At 74.4% G+C, this 14,672-nt stretch carries 15 protein-coding genes; 4 read left to right on the forward strand and 11 right to left on the reverse strand.

Annotated elements, in window-relative coordinates:
- Positions 1 to 1,104 (forward strand): MFS transporter (locus ABZ318_RS25465; RefSeq protein WP_356904788.1); only part of this gene is annotated, 1,104 nt, incomplete at its 5' end.
- A gap of 201 nt (positions 1,105 to 1,305) precedes the next feature.
- On the opposite strand, the gene ABZ318_RS25470 is transcribed toward ABZ318_RS25465, so the two are convergent.
- From ABZ318_RS25470 to ABZ318_RS25490, 5 genes are all read right to left on the reverse strand, one after another.
- Positions 1,306 to 2,313, reverse strand: coding sequence for an adenosine deaminase (locus ABZ318_RS25470; RefSeq protein WP_356904809.1), 1,008 nt, complete (start codon positions 2,311 to 2,313; stop codon positions 1,306 to 1,308).
- A 2-nt stretch (positions 2,314 to 2,315) separates the two neighbouring features.
- Positions 2,316 to 3,221 (reverse strand): ribonuclease Z, encoded by a 906-nt coding sequence (locus tag ABZ318_RS25475; RefSeq protein WP_356904789.1) that lies wholly within the window; start codon positions 3,219 to 3,221, stop codon positions 2,316 to 2,318.
- A 3-nt stretch (positions 3,222 to 3,224) separates the two neighbouring features.
- Positions 3,225 to 3,584: a histidine triad nucleotide-binding protein gene (locus ABZ318_RS25480; protein WP_356904810.1), complete on the reverse strand. Its 360-nt coding sequence runs from the start codon at positions 3,582 to 3,584 to the stop codon at positions 3,225 to 3,227.
- 127 nt (positions 3,585 to 3,711) lie between these two features.
- Positions 3,712 to 4,806, reverse strand: coding sequence for a tetratricopeptide repeat protein (locus ABZ318_RS25485; RefSeq protein ID WP_356904790.1), 1,095 nt, complete (start codon positions 4,804 to 4,806; stop codon positions 3,712 to 3,714).
- Positions 4,803 to 6,155, reverse strand: coding sequence for an ATP-binding protein (locus ABZ318_RS25490; protein WP_356904791.1), 1,353 nt, complete (start codon positions 6,153 to 6,155; stop codon positions 4,803 to 4,805). Before ABZ318_RS25490 ends, ABZ318_RS25485 begins: the two co-directional genes overlap by 4 nt.
- Before the next feature lie 75 nt (positions 6,156 to 6,230).
- On the opposite strand from ABZ318_RS25490, the gene ABZ318_RS25495 reads away from it, so the two are divergent.
- The gene (locus ABZ318_RS25495) at positions 6,231 to 6,584 is read left to right on the forward strand and encodes a hypothetical protein (protein ID WP_356904792.1); all 354 of its coding nucleotides are present in this window, start codon (positions 6,231 to 6,233) and stop codon (positions 6,582 to 6,584) included.
- Between the two features lie 9 nt (positions 6,585 to 6,593).
- Here the strand turns inward: ABZ318_RS25495 and ABZ318_RS25500 are convergent, their stop codons facing one another.
- The 5 genes from ABZ318_RS25500 to hrcA form a co-directional block, all read right to left on the reverse strand.
- A complete protein-coding gene (locus ABZ318_RS25500; RefSeq protein WP_356904793.1) occupies positions 6,594 to 7,031 on the reverse strand; it encodes a cytidine deaminase in 438 nt (145 codons plus the stop codon).
- Positions 7,032 to 7,229: 198 nt separating this feature from the next.
- Complete coding sequence (locus ABZ318_RS25505; protein ID WP_356904794.1) at positions 7,230 to 7,976, reverse strand: 16S rRNA (uracil(1498)-N(3))-methyltransferase; 747 nt, start codon at positions 7,974 to 7,976, stop codon at positions 7,230 to 7,232.
- Complete coding sequence (locus ABZ318_RS25510; protein WP_356904795.1) at positions 7,973 to 9,064, reverse strand: nitronate monooxygenase; 1,092 nt, start codon at positions 9,062 to 9,064, stop codon at positions 7,973 to 7,975. Before ABZ318_RS25510 ends, ABZ318_RS25505 begins: the two co-directional genes overlap by 4 nt.
- A gap of 85 nt (positions 9,065 to 9,149) precedes the next feature.
- Entirely contained in the window at positions 9,150 to 10,289 is a 1,140-nt protein-coding gene (gene dnaJ / locus ABZ318_RS25515) for a molecular chaperone DnaJ (protein WP_041129184.1), read from the reverse strand.
- The gene (hrcA, locus tag ABZ318_RS25520; protein WP_030684865.1) at positions 10,290 to 11,309 is read right to left on the reverse strand and encodes a heat-inducible transcriptional repressor HrcA; all 1,020 of its coding nucleotides are present in this window, start codon (positions 11,307 to 11,309) and stop codon (positions 10,290 to 10,292) included.
- Between the two features lie 148 nt (positions 11,310 to 11,457).
- Between hrcA and ABZ318_RS25525 the strand changes: the two genes are divergently transcribed.
- Complete coding sequence (locus tag ABZ318_RS25525) at positions 11,458 to 12,186, forward strand: MBL fold metallo-hydrolase (RefSeq protein WP_356904796.1); 729 nt, start codon at positions 11,458 to 11,460, stop codon at positions 12,184 to 12,186.
- A gap of 100 nt (positions 12,187 to 12,286) precedes the next feature.
- On the forward strand, positions 12,287 to 13,093 hold the full coding sequence (locus ABZ318_RS25530) for a DUF3097 domain-containing protein (RefSeq protein WP_356904797.1): 807 nt from the start codon (positions 12,287 to 12,289) through the stop codon (positions 13,091 to 13,093).
- A gap of 314 nt (positions 13,094 to 13,407) precedes the next feature.
- Here ABZ318_RS25530 and hemW read toward each other — a convergent pair whose 3' ends face one another.
- On the reverse strand, positions 13,408 to 14,649 hold the full coding sequence (gene hemW, locus ABZ318_RS25535; RefSeq protein ID WP_356904798.1) for a radical SAM family heme chaperone HemW: 1,242 nt from the start codon (positions 14,647 to 14,649) through the stop codon (positions 13,408 to 13,410).
- Positions 14,650 to 14,672 lie beyond the last annotated feature (23 nt).

Here is a 14,672-nt window from a genome sequence, read left to right on the forward strand (position 1 = left end):
GGATACGGCTCCGCCGCCGCGACCGCCCTCGTGCCGCTGGTGGTCGCGGGCGCGGTCCTCGGCGGCCTCGGCTCGGGCACGGCGACGGCGGTGGCCGTGGCGGGGATCGCCGGGCAGCGCGACCCGCACCGCGCCTCGACCCTCGGCCTGCTCTCCGTCTCGGCGACGGCGGGCGCCCTCTACCTGACCCTCCCGCACCTCGGCGGCGGCCACGCCGCCCCGCTCCTCGCGATCGCCTGCGCGGCGGCCCTGGTCTGGCCGGCCACGGGCCGCCTGCCGGGCGCCGGACGCGCGGTGCGGGGGGCTACGGCGGCCACCGGCAGGGGGCCGGAGGTCGCGGCGGCCCCTGGCCCCCTCCCCCACCGGCGGGCCGGTGTCGTGCTCGCCGGAGGCGTCCTGTGCTGGTCCCTCGCGCAGAACGCCCTCTGGGGCGTGAGCGGCCGCATCGGGCTCACCCAGGCCGGCCTCTCCGAGGTCACCGTCGGCGCGGTCTTCGCGGCGGCGCTCGGCGCGGGCCTCGCCGGCGTCACGGCGGCGGGCGCACTCGGCTCGCGCCTGGGCCGGGCGGTCCCGATCGGCGCGGGCACGGTGGTCATCGCGGGCTGTGTGTGGCTGAGCTCGTCCGCCGAGAGCCTCGCCGGCTTCGCGACCGGCGAGATCCTGTGGAACACCGTCTACCCGGTCGTCCTGTCCTACCTCCTGGGCCTGGCCGCCTCCCTCGACCCGCGCGGCCGCTGGGCCGTCATGGTCGGCTCGGCCTCCTCCCTCGGGGTGGCCTGCGGCCCGGTGACCGGCTCCCTGCTCTCCGACCGCGCGGGCTACCCGGGCATGGGCCTGGTCCTCTGCGTCCTGCTCCTGCTGGTCGCCGCCCCCATGGCGGCGGTCGCCCGGCACGCCGCCGGCCGCCCCCTGGTCCCGGGCTCGATCCGCCGCCGCGGCGGGGCGCCCGCGGCGGTGCTCGCGGGGCGGGGCCCGGGGACGGCGACCCTGGTCCCCCAGGTGGGAGCGCCGGAGCAGGAGGTCGCCCCGGTGTCGGTCCCGGCGGGGCGCCGCCGCATGGCGAGGTCGGCGTTCCGCCTGGCCCGCCCGTCGGACCGGGGCTGAGGGCCCACTCCTGACCGAACCGCCGGAAGCGGTCGGCGTGCGGGCCGCGGCAGAACCGGTTCAGGTCGACGCGCCGGGCACCGCGAGGCACGGCCCGCTGTGGCCGCCCACGATCCGCACGAGCGAGCCCGCGGAAGGCACCACGGCACCGTCGGCGGCCTGCCGGGCGGTCGGGGCGGTCGGGGCGGCGGAAAACCGCCGCTACGCGCCGAACTCGTACGCCTCCACCTCGGCGAGGTACCGGGCCCGCCGCTCCTCGTCGTCCTCCAGGAACGACGCCCGGAAGGAGTTCCGGGCCAGCTCGCGGAGCTGCTGCGGCGACAGGCCCAGCGCGTCGCGCACCCCGTCGAAGTTGTCGCCCGCGTATCCCCCGAAGTACGCGGGGTCGTCGGAGTTGACGGTGACGAGCAGCCCCGCCGACATCATCGCGGGGAGCGGATGGTCGGCGAGGGTGTCGACGACGCGGAGCCGGACGTTCGAGAAGGGGCACACCGTCAGCGGGATCCGCTCGCGGGCCAGCCGGTCGACGAGCTCCGGGTCCTCCATGCAGCGCAGCCCGTGGTCGATCCGCTCCACGCCGAGCACGTCGAGCGCCTCGCGGACGTAGGCCGGCGGGCCCTCCTCGCCCGCGTGGGCGACGCGGCGCAGGCCGAGCCGGGCGGCCTCCTCGTACACCTCGCGGAACTTGGCCGGCGGATGGCCGACCTCCGCCGAGTCCAGGCCGACGCCGGTGATCCGGTGCAGGTACGGCTTCGCGGCGTCCAGGGTCGCGAGCGCCGACTCGGCCGACTCGTCGCGCAGGAAGCACAGGATGAGCCGGGTGGAGATCCCGTACCGCTCCTCGGCGCGGTCGAGGGAGGCGCCGAGGCCCTCGATCACGGTGCCGATCGGGACGCCGCGGGCGGTGTGCGCCTGCGGGTCGAAGAAGATCTCGGCGTGCCGGACGCCCTGGGCCGCGGCCCGCTCCAGGTAGGCGTCGGCGAGCTCGGTGAAGTCCTCGGCGGTGCGCAGGACCGCCATCAGGTTGTAGTAGAGGTCCAGGAAGGACTGGAGGTCGCTGAAGCTGTACGCCTCGCGGAGGGCGTCGGTGTCCGCGTACGGCAGGGTGACGCCGTTGCGGGCGGCGAGCGCGAAGGCGAGCTCGGGTTCGAGGGTGCCCTCGATGTGGAGGTGCAGTTCGGCCTTGGGGAGGCCGGAGGGGAGGGGCATGTTCACGTTCGTTTCGGTACGGGGACCCTCATGAGGTCCTGGGCGATGCTCAGCTCGCCGTCGAACCCGGCCGCCCGCGCCTGGCGTTCGAAGGCGGCGGGGTCGGAGTAGCGCTGCGAGAAGTGGGTCAGGACGAGGTGCCGGACGCCCGCGTCGCGTGCGACGGCGGCGGCCTGTCCGGCCGTCAGGTGGCCGTGGTCGGTGGCGAGCCGGACGTCCTCGTCGAGGAAGGTCGACTCGATGACGAGCATGTCGGCGCCTTCGGCGAGGGCGTGCACCCCGTCGCAGAGCCGGGTGTCCATGACGAAGGCGAAACGCTGCCCGCGCCGGACCTCGCTGACCTCGTCGAGGGAGACGCCGTTCAGACTGCCGTCGCGCTGGATCCGGCCGACGTCGGGGCCCTTGATGCCGTGCGCGGCGAGCTTCCCGGGCAGGAGGCGGCGCCCGTCGGGCTCGGTGATCCGGTAGCCGTAGGACTCGACGGGGTGGGAGAGCCGGCGGGCGTCCAGGGTGAAGGACTCGGTGACGGCAAGCGGCCCGTCGGCGGCCACCGGGGTCTCGGTCAGCCGCACGGTCTCGCGGTAGGCCGTGGCGTACCGCAGCCGCTCGAAGAAGTGCTGCCCGCTGGCCGGGTAGTGGGCGGTGACCGGGTGGGGGACCTGGTCGAGGTTGATCCGCTGGATCACCCCGGCCAGGCCGAGCGAGTGGTCGCCGTGGAAGTGCGTGACGCAGATCCGGTCGAGGTCGTGCGCAGCGACCCCGGCCCGCAGCATCTGGCGCTGGGTGCCCTCGCCCGGGTCGAAGAGGATGCCCTTGCCGTCCCAGCGCAGCACGTAGCCGTTGTGGTTGCGGTGCCGGGTCGGGACCTGGCTCGCGGTCCCGAGGACGACCAGTTCGCGTACGGACACGGGTTATCCGGGGGGCCAGTTGAGGCCGCGGCCGCCGAGGACGTGCGCGTGGGCGTGGAAGACGGTCTGGCCGGCGCCGGCGCCGGTGTTGAAGACGATCCGGTAGCCGCTGTCGTCGGCCTTCTCCTGCGCGGCGATCTCGCCCGCCTCGCGCAGTATGTCGGCGGCGACGGCCGGCGCGGCGGCGGCCAGCGACGCGGCGTCGGGGTAGTGCAGGCGCGGGATCACGAGGACGTGCGTGGGCGCTTGCGGGTTGATGTCGCGGAACGCGACGGTGGTCTCCGTCTCGCGCACGATCGTCGCCGGCACCTCCCCTTCCACGATCTTGCAGAACAGGCAGTCGCTCTGCGGCTCTCCGGCCATGTCCCGGGCCTCCTCGGTCTGGTGGCGATCACTGACGATCAACTGCCCGGTCATGCTATCCGCCGCCTCCGACAGCCGGCGGAGAACCGCACGGCCGGGGGAAGACCTCATGGCCCGGTGGGAAGGCCTACTCCTTGGGGGCGCGGCGGTTGAGCGCCGAGCGGCTCACCCAGTACGTGATGATCACGCCCCAGAACAGGAGCGTGCCGGCCCCGCCCATCACGCCCGGGTCGAAGGACCACAGGGCGAGCGAGACGAGCGAGTAGAGGCCGAGGAGCCCGACGGCCCCCGCCATGAACAGCACGGGCCGGCAGCCGCGGGCCACGAGGAGCAGGGGCCGGCGCAGCCGGGGCGGCACCCGGCGGGCCATCCACACCCCCCACCCGGCCCAGGCGCCGAGGATCACGGCCTCGCCGACCAGGAGCGGCACGGCCGCGTCCGCCCAGGTCGCGCGGCCGGGGATGGCGGCGTCGGCGACGGCGGAGGCCAGGAAGCCGACGAGGGCGACCCAGCGGGCCCCGGCGACGGTGTTCCAGGCCATGGCCTCCAGGTTGTAGCGGGCCTTGCGGTCGTGGAGGTCGAGCGCGGCGGAGGCGACGAAGCCCTCGGCGGCCTGCGTCCAGGCCCCGCGCCGGAACCAGCGGCGGCGCAGCCGCAGCAGCGAGAGGTTGTTGTGGGCCTCGCTGCTCTGCGGGTTGAGCCGCAGGGTCGTCTCGTACGCCCGCTGCGCGGTGGCGTGGTCGCCGCGCCGCTGGGCGGTGAGGCCGACCAGGAAGTGGGCCGCGTCCTCCTCGGGGGCGAGGCCGACGGCGGTCCGCGCCGCCTCGTACGCCTCGACGGTACGCGCGGGCGTGCGCGCGTGTTCGGCGTGCTCGGCGAGGGCGGTGCCGAGCGCGTAGTGGGTGCCCCAGTAGTTCGGGGCGAGTTCGACGGCGTGCCGGGCGGTGGCCTCGGCCTCCTGGAACCGCCGGTCGGCGAGCAGGATGTGGACCCGCATCAGCCAGCCCCCGAGCAGCTCGGGCTCGGCCCGCAGCGCCTGGTCGACGGCGGTGAGGGCGGCGGCCCGGTCACCGGCCCGGTGGTGGCAGCGGGCGAGCAGGACGAGCGCCTCGGCGTCCTCCGGTTCGCTCGCGAGGTGCCGGGCGACGACCTCGCCGGCCTGCGCGTACCGCCCGGTCTCGTAGAGCGCCTCGGCGCGGGCGAGCGCGGTGGAGGAGGTCACAGCTTGCGCTTCCGCTTGAGGTGGGCGAGGAGGTCGTCGTAGAGCCCGCCCTCGTTGGCGAACATGGCGACGTTCCGGGCGGCGGCGAACCACGGCTCCGTGGACGGCTTGATCTGCTTGGCCGCGCCGAGCAGGTCCTTGGTGGTGATCAGGCGTACGGAGCCGGTGCGGGCGGAGTCGAGGAGCGCGGCCTCGGCGGCCGTCTCGCAGACGTGCGCGAGGTCCGCGCCCGAGAAGTCCTCGGTGGCCTTGACCAGCTTGCCCAGGTCGACGGCCTCGATGGGACGCTCCCGCAGGTGGTAGCGGAGGATCGACTCCCGGGCGGCGGCGTCCGGCGGCAGCACGAGGAGGGTGCGGTCGAGGCGGCCCGGGCGGCGCAGCGCGATGTCCACGTCCCAGGGCACGTTGGTGGCGGCGAGGACGAAGACGCCCTCGTTGCCGGCGCCGCTCGCGATGCCGTCGAGCTCGGTGAGGAGCTGGTTGACGACGTTGCGCAGGCCGCTGTGGTGGGTGCGCGAGCGCTTGGCGCCGAGGGCGTCCAGCTCGTCGAGGAAGACGACGCAGGGCGCCTGGCGGCGGGCGGTCTCGAAGATGTCGTGGATGTTCTTCTCGGAGGCCCCGATCCACATGTCGAGGACGTCGGAGAGCGAGACGGTGAGGAAGTTCGCGCCGAGCTCGCCCGCGACGGCCCGCGCGATGAACGTCTTGCCGCAGCCGGGCGGGCCGTAGAGGAGGAGGCCGCCGCGGAGCGACTTGCCGTACAGCCTGCGCAGTTCGGGGTTGCGCATGGGCGCGAGGAAGGCGGCCTCCAGGCGCTCCTTGACCTCGTCCATGCCGCCGACGTCGGCGAGGCGTACGGCGCCGGGGGCGTCGACGTCCCAGGCGGCGGCGTCCCCGGCGGTCCCGGCTGCGCCGTCGGCCTGCGGGTCGTCCAGGAACCGGGGCCCGACGAGGTCCTGGACCTGCTGCTCGGCGGCGTCCCAGTCGAAGGAGGGGGCGGGCTCCTCGGGAACCGGCGCGGACTTCGCGGGCTCGTCCGGAACCGGCGCGGACTCGACGGGCGCGGCGGGCGCGACGGGCACGGCGGCCTCGGCGGGCGCGGCGGGCGCGGCGGGCTCTTCGGAGACCGGCGCGGGCGCCGGAGGCATCCCCATCGCCCGGACCATCAGCGCGCGGGCGGCCGCGTCACCCGGCGCGTGCTGGAGCGCCACGGCCGCCTCCGCGACGGCCTCGTCGTGGCGCCCCTCCGCGAGGAGGAGTTCGGCGAAGTGGAGGCGCAGGGGCACGTCACCGGGGGCGGCGGCCACGGCGGCGCGCAGACTGCGGATGAGGGGGGACTCGTCGGCCATGCGGGTCAGCCTAAGGAGCGTCCGGGGTCCGCTGTCCACCGGGTTCGGCAGGGCGCGGGGCGTAGGGTGCGCGGCATGAGACGGGAAGGCGCACCGCGCAGACTGACCGTGGACGGCACCGTATGGCTCTGGAACGTCCGGCACCGGCACCCCGACTGCCGGACCGTGCTCTCGCTGCGCCGCACGGAGCACCGCCACGCCCAGCTCCGGCTGGTCTTCCGGGGCGGGCCGGGCCGCATCGTGGCCGGATACCCCTTCGGCCTGGGCGACGTGGCCTCGACCGACGGCGACGTCCTGAACCTGAACAAGCCCGGCGTCGTACGCCGCTTCCTCGAGGAGGCCGCGGCCCGCGGCCTCCTCCCCACCGCCCACGGCGTCCACGAGGAGGACGCCTGGCCCCTCTACGACACCCTGACGGAATCCGGCTAGTGCCGCGTGTCAGCTCGTGCCGAGCGGCTCGGTCTCCTCGGTGTCGAGCTGGTGGTCGGCCCACACGTAGCTTTCGGGAAGCAGATCGGTGATGGAGACGGTCCGGAGCCGCTCGCCCGCCCCGACGATGACCCGCAGGCGCGGGAAGTAGTCGAGAAGGACCTGGCGGCACCGCCCACAGGGGGGAACGACCCCTCGGTCGCGGTCGCCCACGGCGACGATCGTGTCCAGCTCGTAGGCGCCCTGGGCGGCCGCCGTGCCGAGGAGGACCAGTTCCGCGCAGGGGCCGCCGGTGAAGTGGTAGGCGTTCACCGCGGTGACGATCCGGCCGTCCCGGGCACGGGCTGCGGCCGCCATGGTGTGGTTGTCGCCCCGGCAGCGAGTGCGTGCGACGTGGGCCGCGGCCTCGATGAGTTCGTGGTCGACGGGGTGGGTCTGCGGGGTCATCTTCTCTGCCTTCGTCAGGGTGTCAGGCGACATTGGCCCGCGTGATGTCGGTGCGCAAGCGAATATCGGCTGTGTGCTCCTTCCGTCGGCGGACGGTGGCACCGCCTGGGCCCGCCACCCCGACGGCCGTGGGCCGCCCGGGGCCGGGAGCCGGGCGGCACGTCACATCACGACGGGGCGGACGTCGCCCGACTCGGGTCACCGGCTCCAGCGGCCCGTGCGCCCCAGGACCAGGGCCGTCGCCGCCGTACCGGCCGTGGAGGTGCGCAGGACGCTGCGGCCGAGGCGGTACGGCTTCGCCCCGGCGGCCTCGAAGGCGGCGAGCTCGTCCGGGGAGACCCCGCCCTCGGGGCCGACGACGAGCACGATCGAGCCCTTCGCCGGGAGTTCGGCGGTGGCGAGCGTCCCGCTGGGGTGGTCGCGGTCCTCGTGCAGGACGGCCGCGAAGTCGGCGCCCGCGAGGAGGGCGGCGACCTGCTTGGTCGTCATGAGGTCGGCGACCTCGGGGAAGCGGGTCCGGCGCGACTGCTTGCCGGCCTCGCGCGCGGTGGACCGCCACTTGGCGAGCGCCTTGAGGCCCCGGTCGCCCTTCCACTGGGTGATGCAGCGGGAGGCGGCCCAGGGCACGATCCCGTCCACGCCGGTCTCCGTCATGGTCTCGACGGCGAGTTCGCCCCGGTCGCCCTTGGGAAGGGCCTGGACGACCGTGATGCGCGGCTCCTCCTCGGGGTCCTCGTGGACCTCGTCGACCCGCACGGTGAGCTCGTCCCTGCCCTCGGCGGAGACCACCACGCACTCGGCCCAGCGGCCCCGCCCGTCGGCGAGGACCAGCTCCTCCCCGGCGCGCAGCCGCTTCACGGAGACGGCGTGCCGCCCCTCGGGCCCGTCCAGGAGGAAGTTCCCGGCACCGGGGACGGTGTCGACGACGAAGACGGGTGCGGTCATGAGGCGCTCCTGGGGGTGAACCCGGAAAGGTCGGAGAGGGCGGTGTCGAGTTCGGCGGCCAGCACCTCGACCAGCTGCCCGGCGGGGAGTTCCCGGGCGAGGCGGTGGCCCTGGCCGGCCCACAGGGCCATGCCCTGGGCGTCGCCGGCGGCAGCGGCGGCCTTGCGGAGCGGGGCGGTGAGGTGGTGGACCTCGGGGTAGGCGGCGGGGGCGTACGGCCCGTGCTCGCGCATGAAGCGGTTGACGAGGCCGCGCGCCGGGCGCCCCGAGAAGGCCCGGGTGAGGGCGGTCCGGGTGAACAGCGGGTCCGTCAGGGCCTGCTTGTGCAGCGGGTGGGCGCCCGACTCGGGGCAGCCGAGGAAGGCGGTGCCGAGCTGGGCGGCGTCGGCCCCGGCGGCGAGGACGGCCGCGATCTGCGCGCCGCGCATGATGCCGCCGGCGGCGACGATCGGCAGCGCGACGGTCTCCCGGACCTGGGTGACGAGGGTGAGGAGCCCGGTGCCGGGGGCGCCTTCGTCGGCCGGGTCGTCGCGGTGCGTGCCCTGGTGGCCGCCGGCCTCGACGCCCTGGACGCAGACGGCGTCGGCGCCGGCCCGCTGCGCGGCGAGGGCCTCGTCGGCGGAGGTGACGGTGACGATCGTGTACGTGCCGACGCGGTCGAAGGCGTGGAAGGTCTCCCTCGCGGGGCAGCCGAAGGTGAAGGAGACGACGGGGACCGGGTCCTCCAGGAGGATGGCCAGCTTGGCGTCGTAGGCGTCGTCGCGGGAGTCGTCGGTCTCGCCGAGCGGGGTGTCGTACCAGGTTGCCTCGCCCGCGAGCTGGTGGCGGTAGACCTCGACGGCGGCGGGGTCGGCGGGCCGCCCGTCCTGCGGCATGAAGAGGTTGACCCCGAAGGGGCGGGCGGTGAGCCCGCGCACCCGCTTGATCTCCTGGTACAGGCCTCCGGCCGTCTTGTACCCGGCGGCGAGGAAGCCGAGCGCCCCGGCCTCGCAGACGGCCCCGACGAGCTCGGGACAGGAGGCGCCACCCGCCATGGGGGCCTGCACGATCGGAAACCGAGAGAGATCGTTCAGTGCGGTGGTGGACATATGGGCATCGTGCCATGCCGCGGGGACGGACATGGAAAGGGGCGGTATCCATGAATGGATACCGCCCCTTTCCACACATACAGGCTTACCGCCCGTTGAACGCGTCCTTCAAGCGCGAGAACAACCCCTGCTGCCCCGGCTGGAACTGCCCCGTGGGGCGTTCCTCGCCGCGCAGCTTGGCCAGTTCGCGCAGGAGGCGCTCCTGCTCCGCGTCGAGCTTGTTCGGGGTCGTCACCTCGACGTGCACGATCAGGTCGCCCCGGCCGTTGCCCCGCAGGTGCGTGACGCCGCGCCCGTGCAGCGGGATCGACTGGCCGGACTGCGTGCCCGGGCGGATGTCGATCTCCTCGACGCCGTCGAGGGTCTGCAGCGGCACCTTGGTGCCGAGCGCGCCCGCCGTCATCGGGATGGTGACCGTGCAGTGCAGGTCGTCGCCGCGCCGCTGGAAGACCTCGTGCGGGGTCTCGTGGATCTCGACGTACAGGTCGCCGGCGGGGCCGCCGCCGGGGCCGACCTCGCCCTCGCCCGCGAGCTGGATGCGGGTGCCGTTGTCGACACCGGCCGGGATCTTGACCGTGAGGGTGCGGCGGGACCGCACGCGGCCGTCGCCGGCGCACTCGGGGCACGGCGTCGGGACGACCGTGCCGAAGCCCTGGCACTGCGGGCAGGGGCGGGAGGTCATGACCTGGCCGAGGAACGACCGGGTGACCTGGGAGACCTCGCCGCGGCCGCGGCACATGTCACAGGTCTGCGCGGAGGTGCCGGGCGCGGCACCCTCACCCGAACAGGTGGTGCAGACGACGGCCGTGTCGACCTGGATGTCCTTGGTGGTGCCGAAGGCCGCCTCGTTGAGGTCGATCTCCAGGCGGATCATGGCGTCCTGGCCGCGGCGGGTGCGCGAGCGCGGGCCGCGCTGCGAGGCCGTGCCGAAGAAGGCGTCCATGATGTCGGAGAAGTTGCCGAAGCCGCCCGCTCCGAAGCCGCCGCCCGCGCCACCTCCGCCGGAGGCCGAGAGCGGGTCGCCGCCGAGGTCGTAGACCTGCTTCTTCTGCGGGTCCGAGAGGACCTCGTAGGCGGCGTTGATCTCCTTGAAGCGTTCCTGCGTCTTCGGATCGGGATTGACGTCCGGGTGCAGCTCGCGCGCGAGCCTCCGGAAGGCCTTCTTGATCTCGTCCTGGGACGCGTCGCGGCGCACGCCGAGTACGGCGTAGTAGTCCGTGGCCACTTACGACTCCGCCAGGATCTGTCCGACGTAACGTGCCACTGCGCGTACCGCTCCCATCGTTCCGGGGTAGTCCATGCGGGTCGGTCCGACCACGCCGAGTTTGGCGACTGCCTCGCCGCCCGAACCGTAGCCGACCGAGACGACGGACGTGGAGCTCAGCCCCTCGTGGGCGTTCTCGTGCCCGATCCGTACGGTCATGCCCGATTCCTTGGCCTCGCCGAGCAGCTTGAGGAGCACGACCTGCTCCTCCAGGGCTTCCAGGACGGGCCTGATCATCAGGGGGAAGTCGTGTCCGAAGCGGGCGAGATTGGCGGTGCCGCCGATCATCAGCCGCTCCTCGTGCTCCTCGACGAGCGTTTCGAGGAGGGTCGCGAGCACGGTCGAGACCGTGGCGCGGTCCTCGGCCTCCTCGAAGGACTCCGGGAGGTCCTGCACCAGCTGCGGCACGTCGGCGAACCGGCGGCCGACGACCCGGCTGTTGAGCCGGGCCCTCAGGTCGGCGAGCGAGGTCTCGCCGAAGGGCGCGGGGCAGTCGACGACGCGCTGCTCGACCCGGCCGGTGTCCGTGATGAGGACGAGCATCAGGCGGGCGGGTGCCAGCGAGAGCAGCTCCACGTGCCGGACGGTCGAGCGGGTCAGCGAGGGGTACTGGACGACGGCGACCTGGCGGGTCAGCTGGGCCAGCAGTCGCACCGTACGCCCGACGACGTCGTCGAGGTCGACGGCTCCGTCGAGGAAGTTGTGGATGGCCCGCCGCTCGGGCGTCGACAGCGGCTTGACGCCGGCGAGCCGGTCGACGAAGAGGCGGTAGCCCTTGTCGGTCGGGATCCGGCCGGCGCTGGTGTGAGGCTGGGCGATGTACCCCTCCTCCTCCAGGACCGCCATGTCGTTGCGGACGGTGGCGGGCGACACGCCGAGCTTGTGGCGCTCGGTGAGCGCCTTGGAGCCGACCGGCTCCTCCGTCCCGACGTAGTCCTGGACGATGGCGCGCAGGACCTCGAGTCTGCGTTCGCTGAGCATCGTGCGCACCTCCAGCTGGCGTCGTCGTTCCGGTTGCTCCGCTTTTGGCACTCGCCCTGTCCGAGTGCCAGCGATCCCCCGGTCAGTGTACGGCGGCGGGCATCGCTCCTGGCAAGGAGGCGGCGCCCGCACCGGCTAGCGTCGCCCCATGGAGATGGATTGGGAAGCGTACGGATGGGAGCGGCTCCAGGACGGGGTGGGCCGGCGACGGCTGCCCGGCTGGGACGCCACGGTGGGGCTGGTCCTGGGCACACGGGCGGTTCTGCTGTACGACACGGGGTCCTCGCTCGCGGAGGGCGCCGAGCTGCGGGCACAGGTGGCGGCGCTCACGGGCGGCCGGAAGGTGACGCACATCGCACTCAGCCACCCCCACTTCGACCACGTCCTCGGCACGGCGGCCTTCGCCGGGGCGGAGGTCTTCGGCGCGGTGGGCTCGGACGAGCTCATGCGCGGGGCCAGGGCCCGGGAGGAGCTGTACGAGGACGCCGTACGGCAAGGGGTCGATCCGCGGGCGGCGACGGAGGCGACGGACGCCCTGGTGGCCCCCCGGCACGTGGTCACGGGCGAGTGGACGCTCGACCTGGGCGGCCGCCAGGTCCTCCTGGCGAACGTGGGCCCCGGCCACACGCGCCACGACCTGGCGCTCTGCGTCCCGGGCCCGCGCGAGATCGTCTTCTGCGGCGACCTGGTGGAGGAGTCGGGCGAGCCGCAGGCGGGCCCGGACGCGATCCCTTCCCGCTGGCCGGACGCCCTGGACCGGCTGCTCGCCCTGGGCGGCGAGGAGGCGGCGTACGTGCCGGGGCACGGGGCGGTGGTGGACGCCGCGTTCGTCCGGGCGCAGCGCGATGAACTGGCACGCCGCTTCGGCGTGGCATAACGTCGCCCAAATGCGTGGCCGCGTCCCGGACCTGACGCCGTCTCGGCCGCGCGCCCACGGAGGAGACCCCCTGCCGCCGCGCCCGGACGGAACGGAACCCATGCGCAGCTACAACCCGGACCTGACGCCGCCTTGGAAGAAGTCGGCGCCCGTCCCGGAGGTCCCGGCGGACCCCGACCTGGTCGTAGAAGAAGTCACCACGGGCTTCTGCGGGGCGGTGATCCGCTGCGAGGCGGGCACCGTGACCCTGGAGGACCGCTTCGGCAAGCACCGGGTCTTCCCGCTGGAACCGCGCGGCTTCCTCCTGGAGGGCAAGGTCGTGACCCTGGTCCGCCCGGCGTCCGGCGGGCCGGTGCGCCCCACCCGTACGGCCTCCGGCTCGATCGCGGTCCCGGGCGCACGCGCGCGCGTGGCACGGGCGGGCCGGATCTACGTCGAAGGCCGCCACGACGCGGAGCTCGTGGAGCGGGTCTGGGGCGACGACCTGCGGATCGAGGGCGTGGTCGTGGAGTACCTGGAGGGCGTCGACGACCTGCCGGCGATCGTCGCGGAGTTCGCCCCGGGGCCGGACGCCCGGCTCGGCGTCCTGGTGGACCACCTGGTCCCGGGCTCGAAGGAGTCGAGGATCGCCGCGCAGGTGACCTCCCCGGACGTCCTGGTCGTCGGCCACCCGTACATCGACGTCTGGGAGGCGGTGAAACCGTCCTCCCTGGGCATCCGCGCGTGGCCGCGGGTCCCCAGGGGCCAGGACTGGAAGACGGGCGTCTGCCAGGCCCTGGGCTGGCCCTCGGACAACACGGGCGCGGTCTGGCAGGCGATCCTCAAGCGCGTCCACTCCTACCGGGACCTGGAGCCGGAGCTGCTGGGCGCCGTGGAACACCTGATCGACCACGTGACGGCGCCGTAAGCCCCGCGGCGCAATCGCCCGCCCCCTGCCCCCCCGTGTGGGCGCGCCCGACGGGGCGGTGCTCCCCGCCCCCCGTGTGGGCAATCGTCCCGCTGGGGCGGGACGGGTGGGCACACGGGACGGCGCGCTCAGCGGCGCCTCCGCGTTCCGCGCCTGGACCCGCACCCCAGCGGCGGCGCACAACCCGGTGCGGGTCAGGGCGCAGGAGCCTCTGGCGCCGGCAAGGGGCGCCGTCCGTTGTGCCCACCCGTTCCGCCCCAGCGGAACGATTGCCCACAACGGAGGAGGCGCGGGCGGGCCCCGCGGACGGCCCCTCAGTCCACCAGGTCCCGCACCACCGCGTCCGCCAGCAAGCGCCCCCGCAGCGTCAGCACGGCCCGCCCGCCCGCGTAGGGCTCGGGCGCGAGGAGCCCGTCGGCCAAGGCGCGCTCGGCCGCGGCGAGGCCCTGAGGACGCAGGATGTCCAGCGGGCACCCCTCCCGCAGCCGCAGTTCGAGGAGCACCCGCTCCACCCGCCGGTCCTCGTCCGACAGCAGCTCCCGCCCGGCACCCGGCGACCGGCCGTCCGCGAGCGCCGCCGCGTACGCGCCGGGATGCTTCACGTTCCACCAGCGGACGCCGCCCACGTGGGAGTGCGCCCCGGGCCCGGCCCCCCACCAGTCGGCGCCGCGCCAGTACAGCTCGTTGTGGAGGCAGCGGCCGGCCTCGGAGGTGGCCCAGTTGGAGACCTCGTACCACTGGAAACCGGCCCCGGACAGCACGTCCTCCGCGATCAGGTAGCGGTCGGCGTGGACGTCGTCGTCGGTCATGGGCACCTCGCCGCGCCGGATCCGCCGCGCCAGCTGCGTACCCTCCTCGACGATCAGCGCGTAGGCGCTGACGTGATCCGGCCCGGCGCCGATCGCGGCCTCTAGCGAGGCCCGCCAGTCGTCGTCGGACTCCCCCGGCGTGCCGTAGATGAGATCGAGGTTGACGTGCTCGAACCCGGCGGCCCGCGCCTCGCCGACGCACGCCTCGGGCCGCCCGGGGGTGTGCGTACGGTCGAGGATCTTCAGGACGTGCTGCCGGGCGCTCTGCATGCCGAAGGAGATGCGGTTGAAGCCGCCGGCGCGCAGCTCGGCGAGGTAGGCGGGGTCGACGGAGTCCGGGTTGGCCTCCGTCGTCACCTCGGCGTCGTCCGCGAGCCCGAACTCGTCCCGGACGGCACCGAGCATCCGTACGAGGTCCCCGGCGGCGAGGAGCGTCGGGGTGCCGCCGCCGACGAAGACGGTGCGCACGGGCCGGGGGTCGTCGCCGAGGACCTTCCGGGCGAGGCGGATCTCCTCGACGACCTGCTCGGCGTAGTTGTCGCGGGAGGCGAGCACACCGCCCGTGCCGCGCAGCTCGCTCGCCGTGTACGTGTTGAAGTCGCAGTAGCCGCAGCGGGTCGCGCAGTACGGCACGTGCAGGTAGAACCCGAGCGGCCGCTCCCCGGCCCCTTCGAGGGCGTGCGGGGGCAGCGCCCCGTCGTCGGGAACGGACTCACCATCGGGCAGTACGGAAGGCATGGGTCCCATTGTCCCGTACTGCCCGGGGTGAC

Source organism: Streptomyces sp. NPDC006197 (assembly GCF_040613865.1).
GTDB lineage: Bacteria > Actinomycetota > Actinomycetes > Streptomycetales > Streptomycetaceae > Streptomyces.

What these genes read in the sequence shown, in the direction of transcription:
- ABZ318_RS25480 (WP_356904810.1), bottom strand. Translation starts at nt 3,584, where the DNA reads ATGGCCGGAGAGCCGCAGAGCGACTGCCTGTTCTGCAAGATCGTGGAA.
- ABZ318_RS25470 (WP_356904809.1), bottom strand. Translation starts at nt 2,313, where the DNA reads ATGCCCCTCCCCTCCGGCCTCCCCAAGGCCGAACTGCACCTCCACATC.
- hrcA (WP_030684865.1), bottom strand. Translation starts at nt 11,309, where the DNA reads ATGCTCAGCGAACGCAGACTCGAGGTCCTGCGCGCCATCGTCCAGGAC.
- ABZ318_RS25490 (WP_356904791.1), bottom strand. Translation starts at nt 6,155, where the DNA reads ATGGCCGACGAGTCCCCCCTCATCCGCAGTCTGCGCGCCGCCGTGGCC.
- hemW (WP_356904798.1), bottom strand. Translation starts at nt 14,649, where the DNA reads ATGGGACCCATGCCTTCCGTACTGCCCGATGGTGAGTCCGTTCCCGAC.
- ABZ318_RS25510 (WP_356904795.1), bottom strand. Translation starts at nt 9,064, where the DNA reads ATGTCCACCACCGCACTGAACGATCTCTCTCGGTTTCCGATCGTGCAG.
- ABZ318_RS25500 (WP_356904793.1), bottom strand. Translation starts at nt 7,031, where the DNA reads ATGACCCCGCAGACCCACCCCGTCGACCACGAACTCATCGAGGCCGCG.
- ABZ318_RS25495 (WP_356904792.1), top strand. Translation starts at nt 6,231, where the DNA reads ATGAGACGGGAAGGCGCACCGCGCAGACTGACCGTGGACGGCACCGTA.
- ABZ318_RS25525 (WP_356904796.1), top strand. Translation starts at nt 11,458, where the DNA reads ATGGAGATGGATTGGGAAGCGTACGGATGGGAGCGGCTCCAGGACGGG.
- ABZ318_RS25505 (WP_356904794.1), bottom strand. Translation starts at nt 7,976, where the DNA reads ATGACCGCACCCGTCTTCGTCGTCGACACCGTCCCCGGTGCCGGGAAC.
- ABZ318_RS25530 (WP_356904797.1), top strand. Translation starts at nt 12,287, where the DNA reads ATGCGCAGCTACAACCCGGACCTGACGCCGCCTTGGAAGAAGTCGGCG.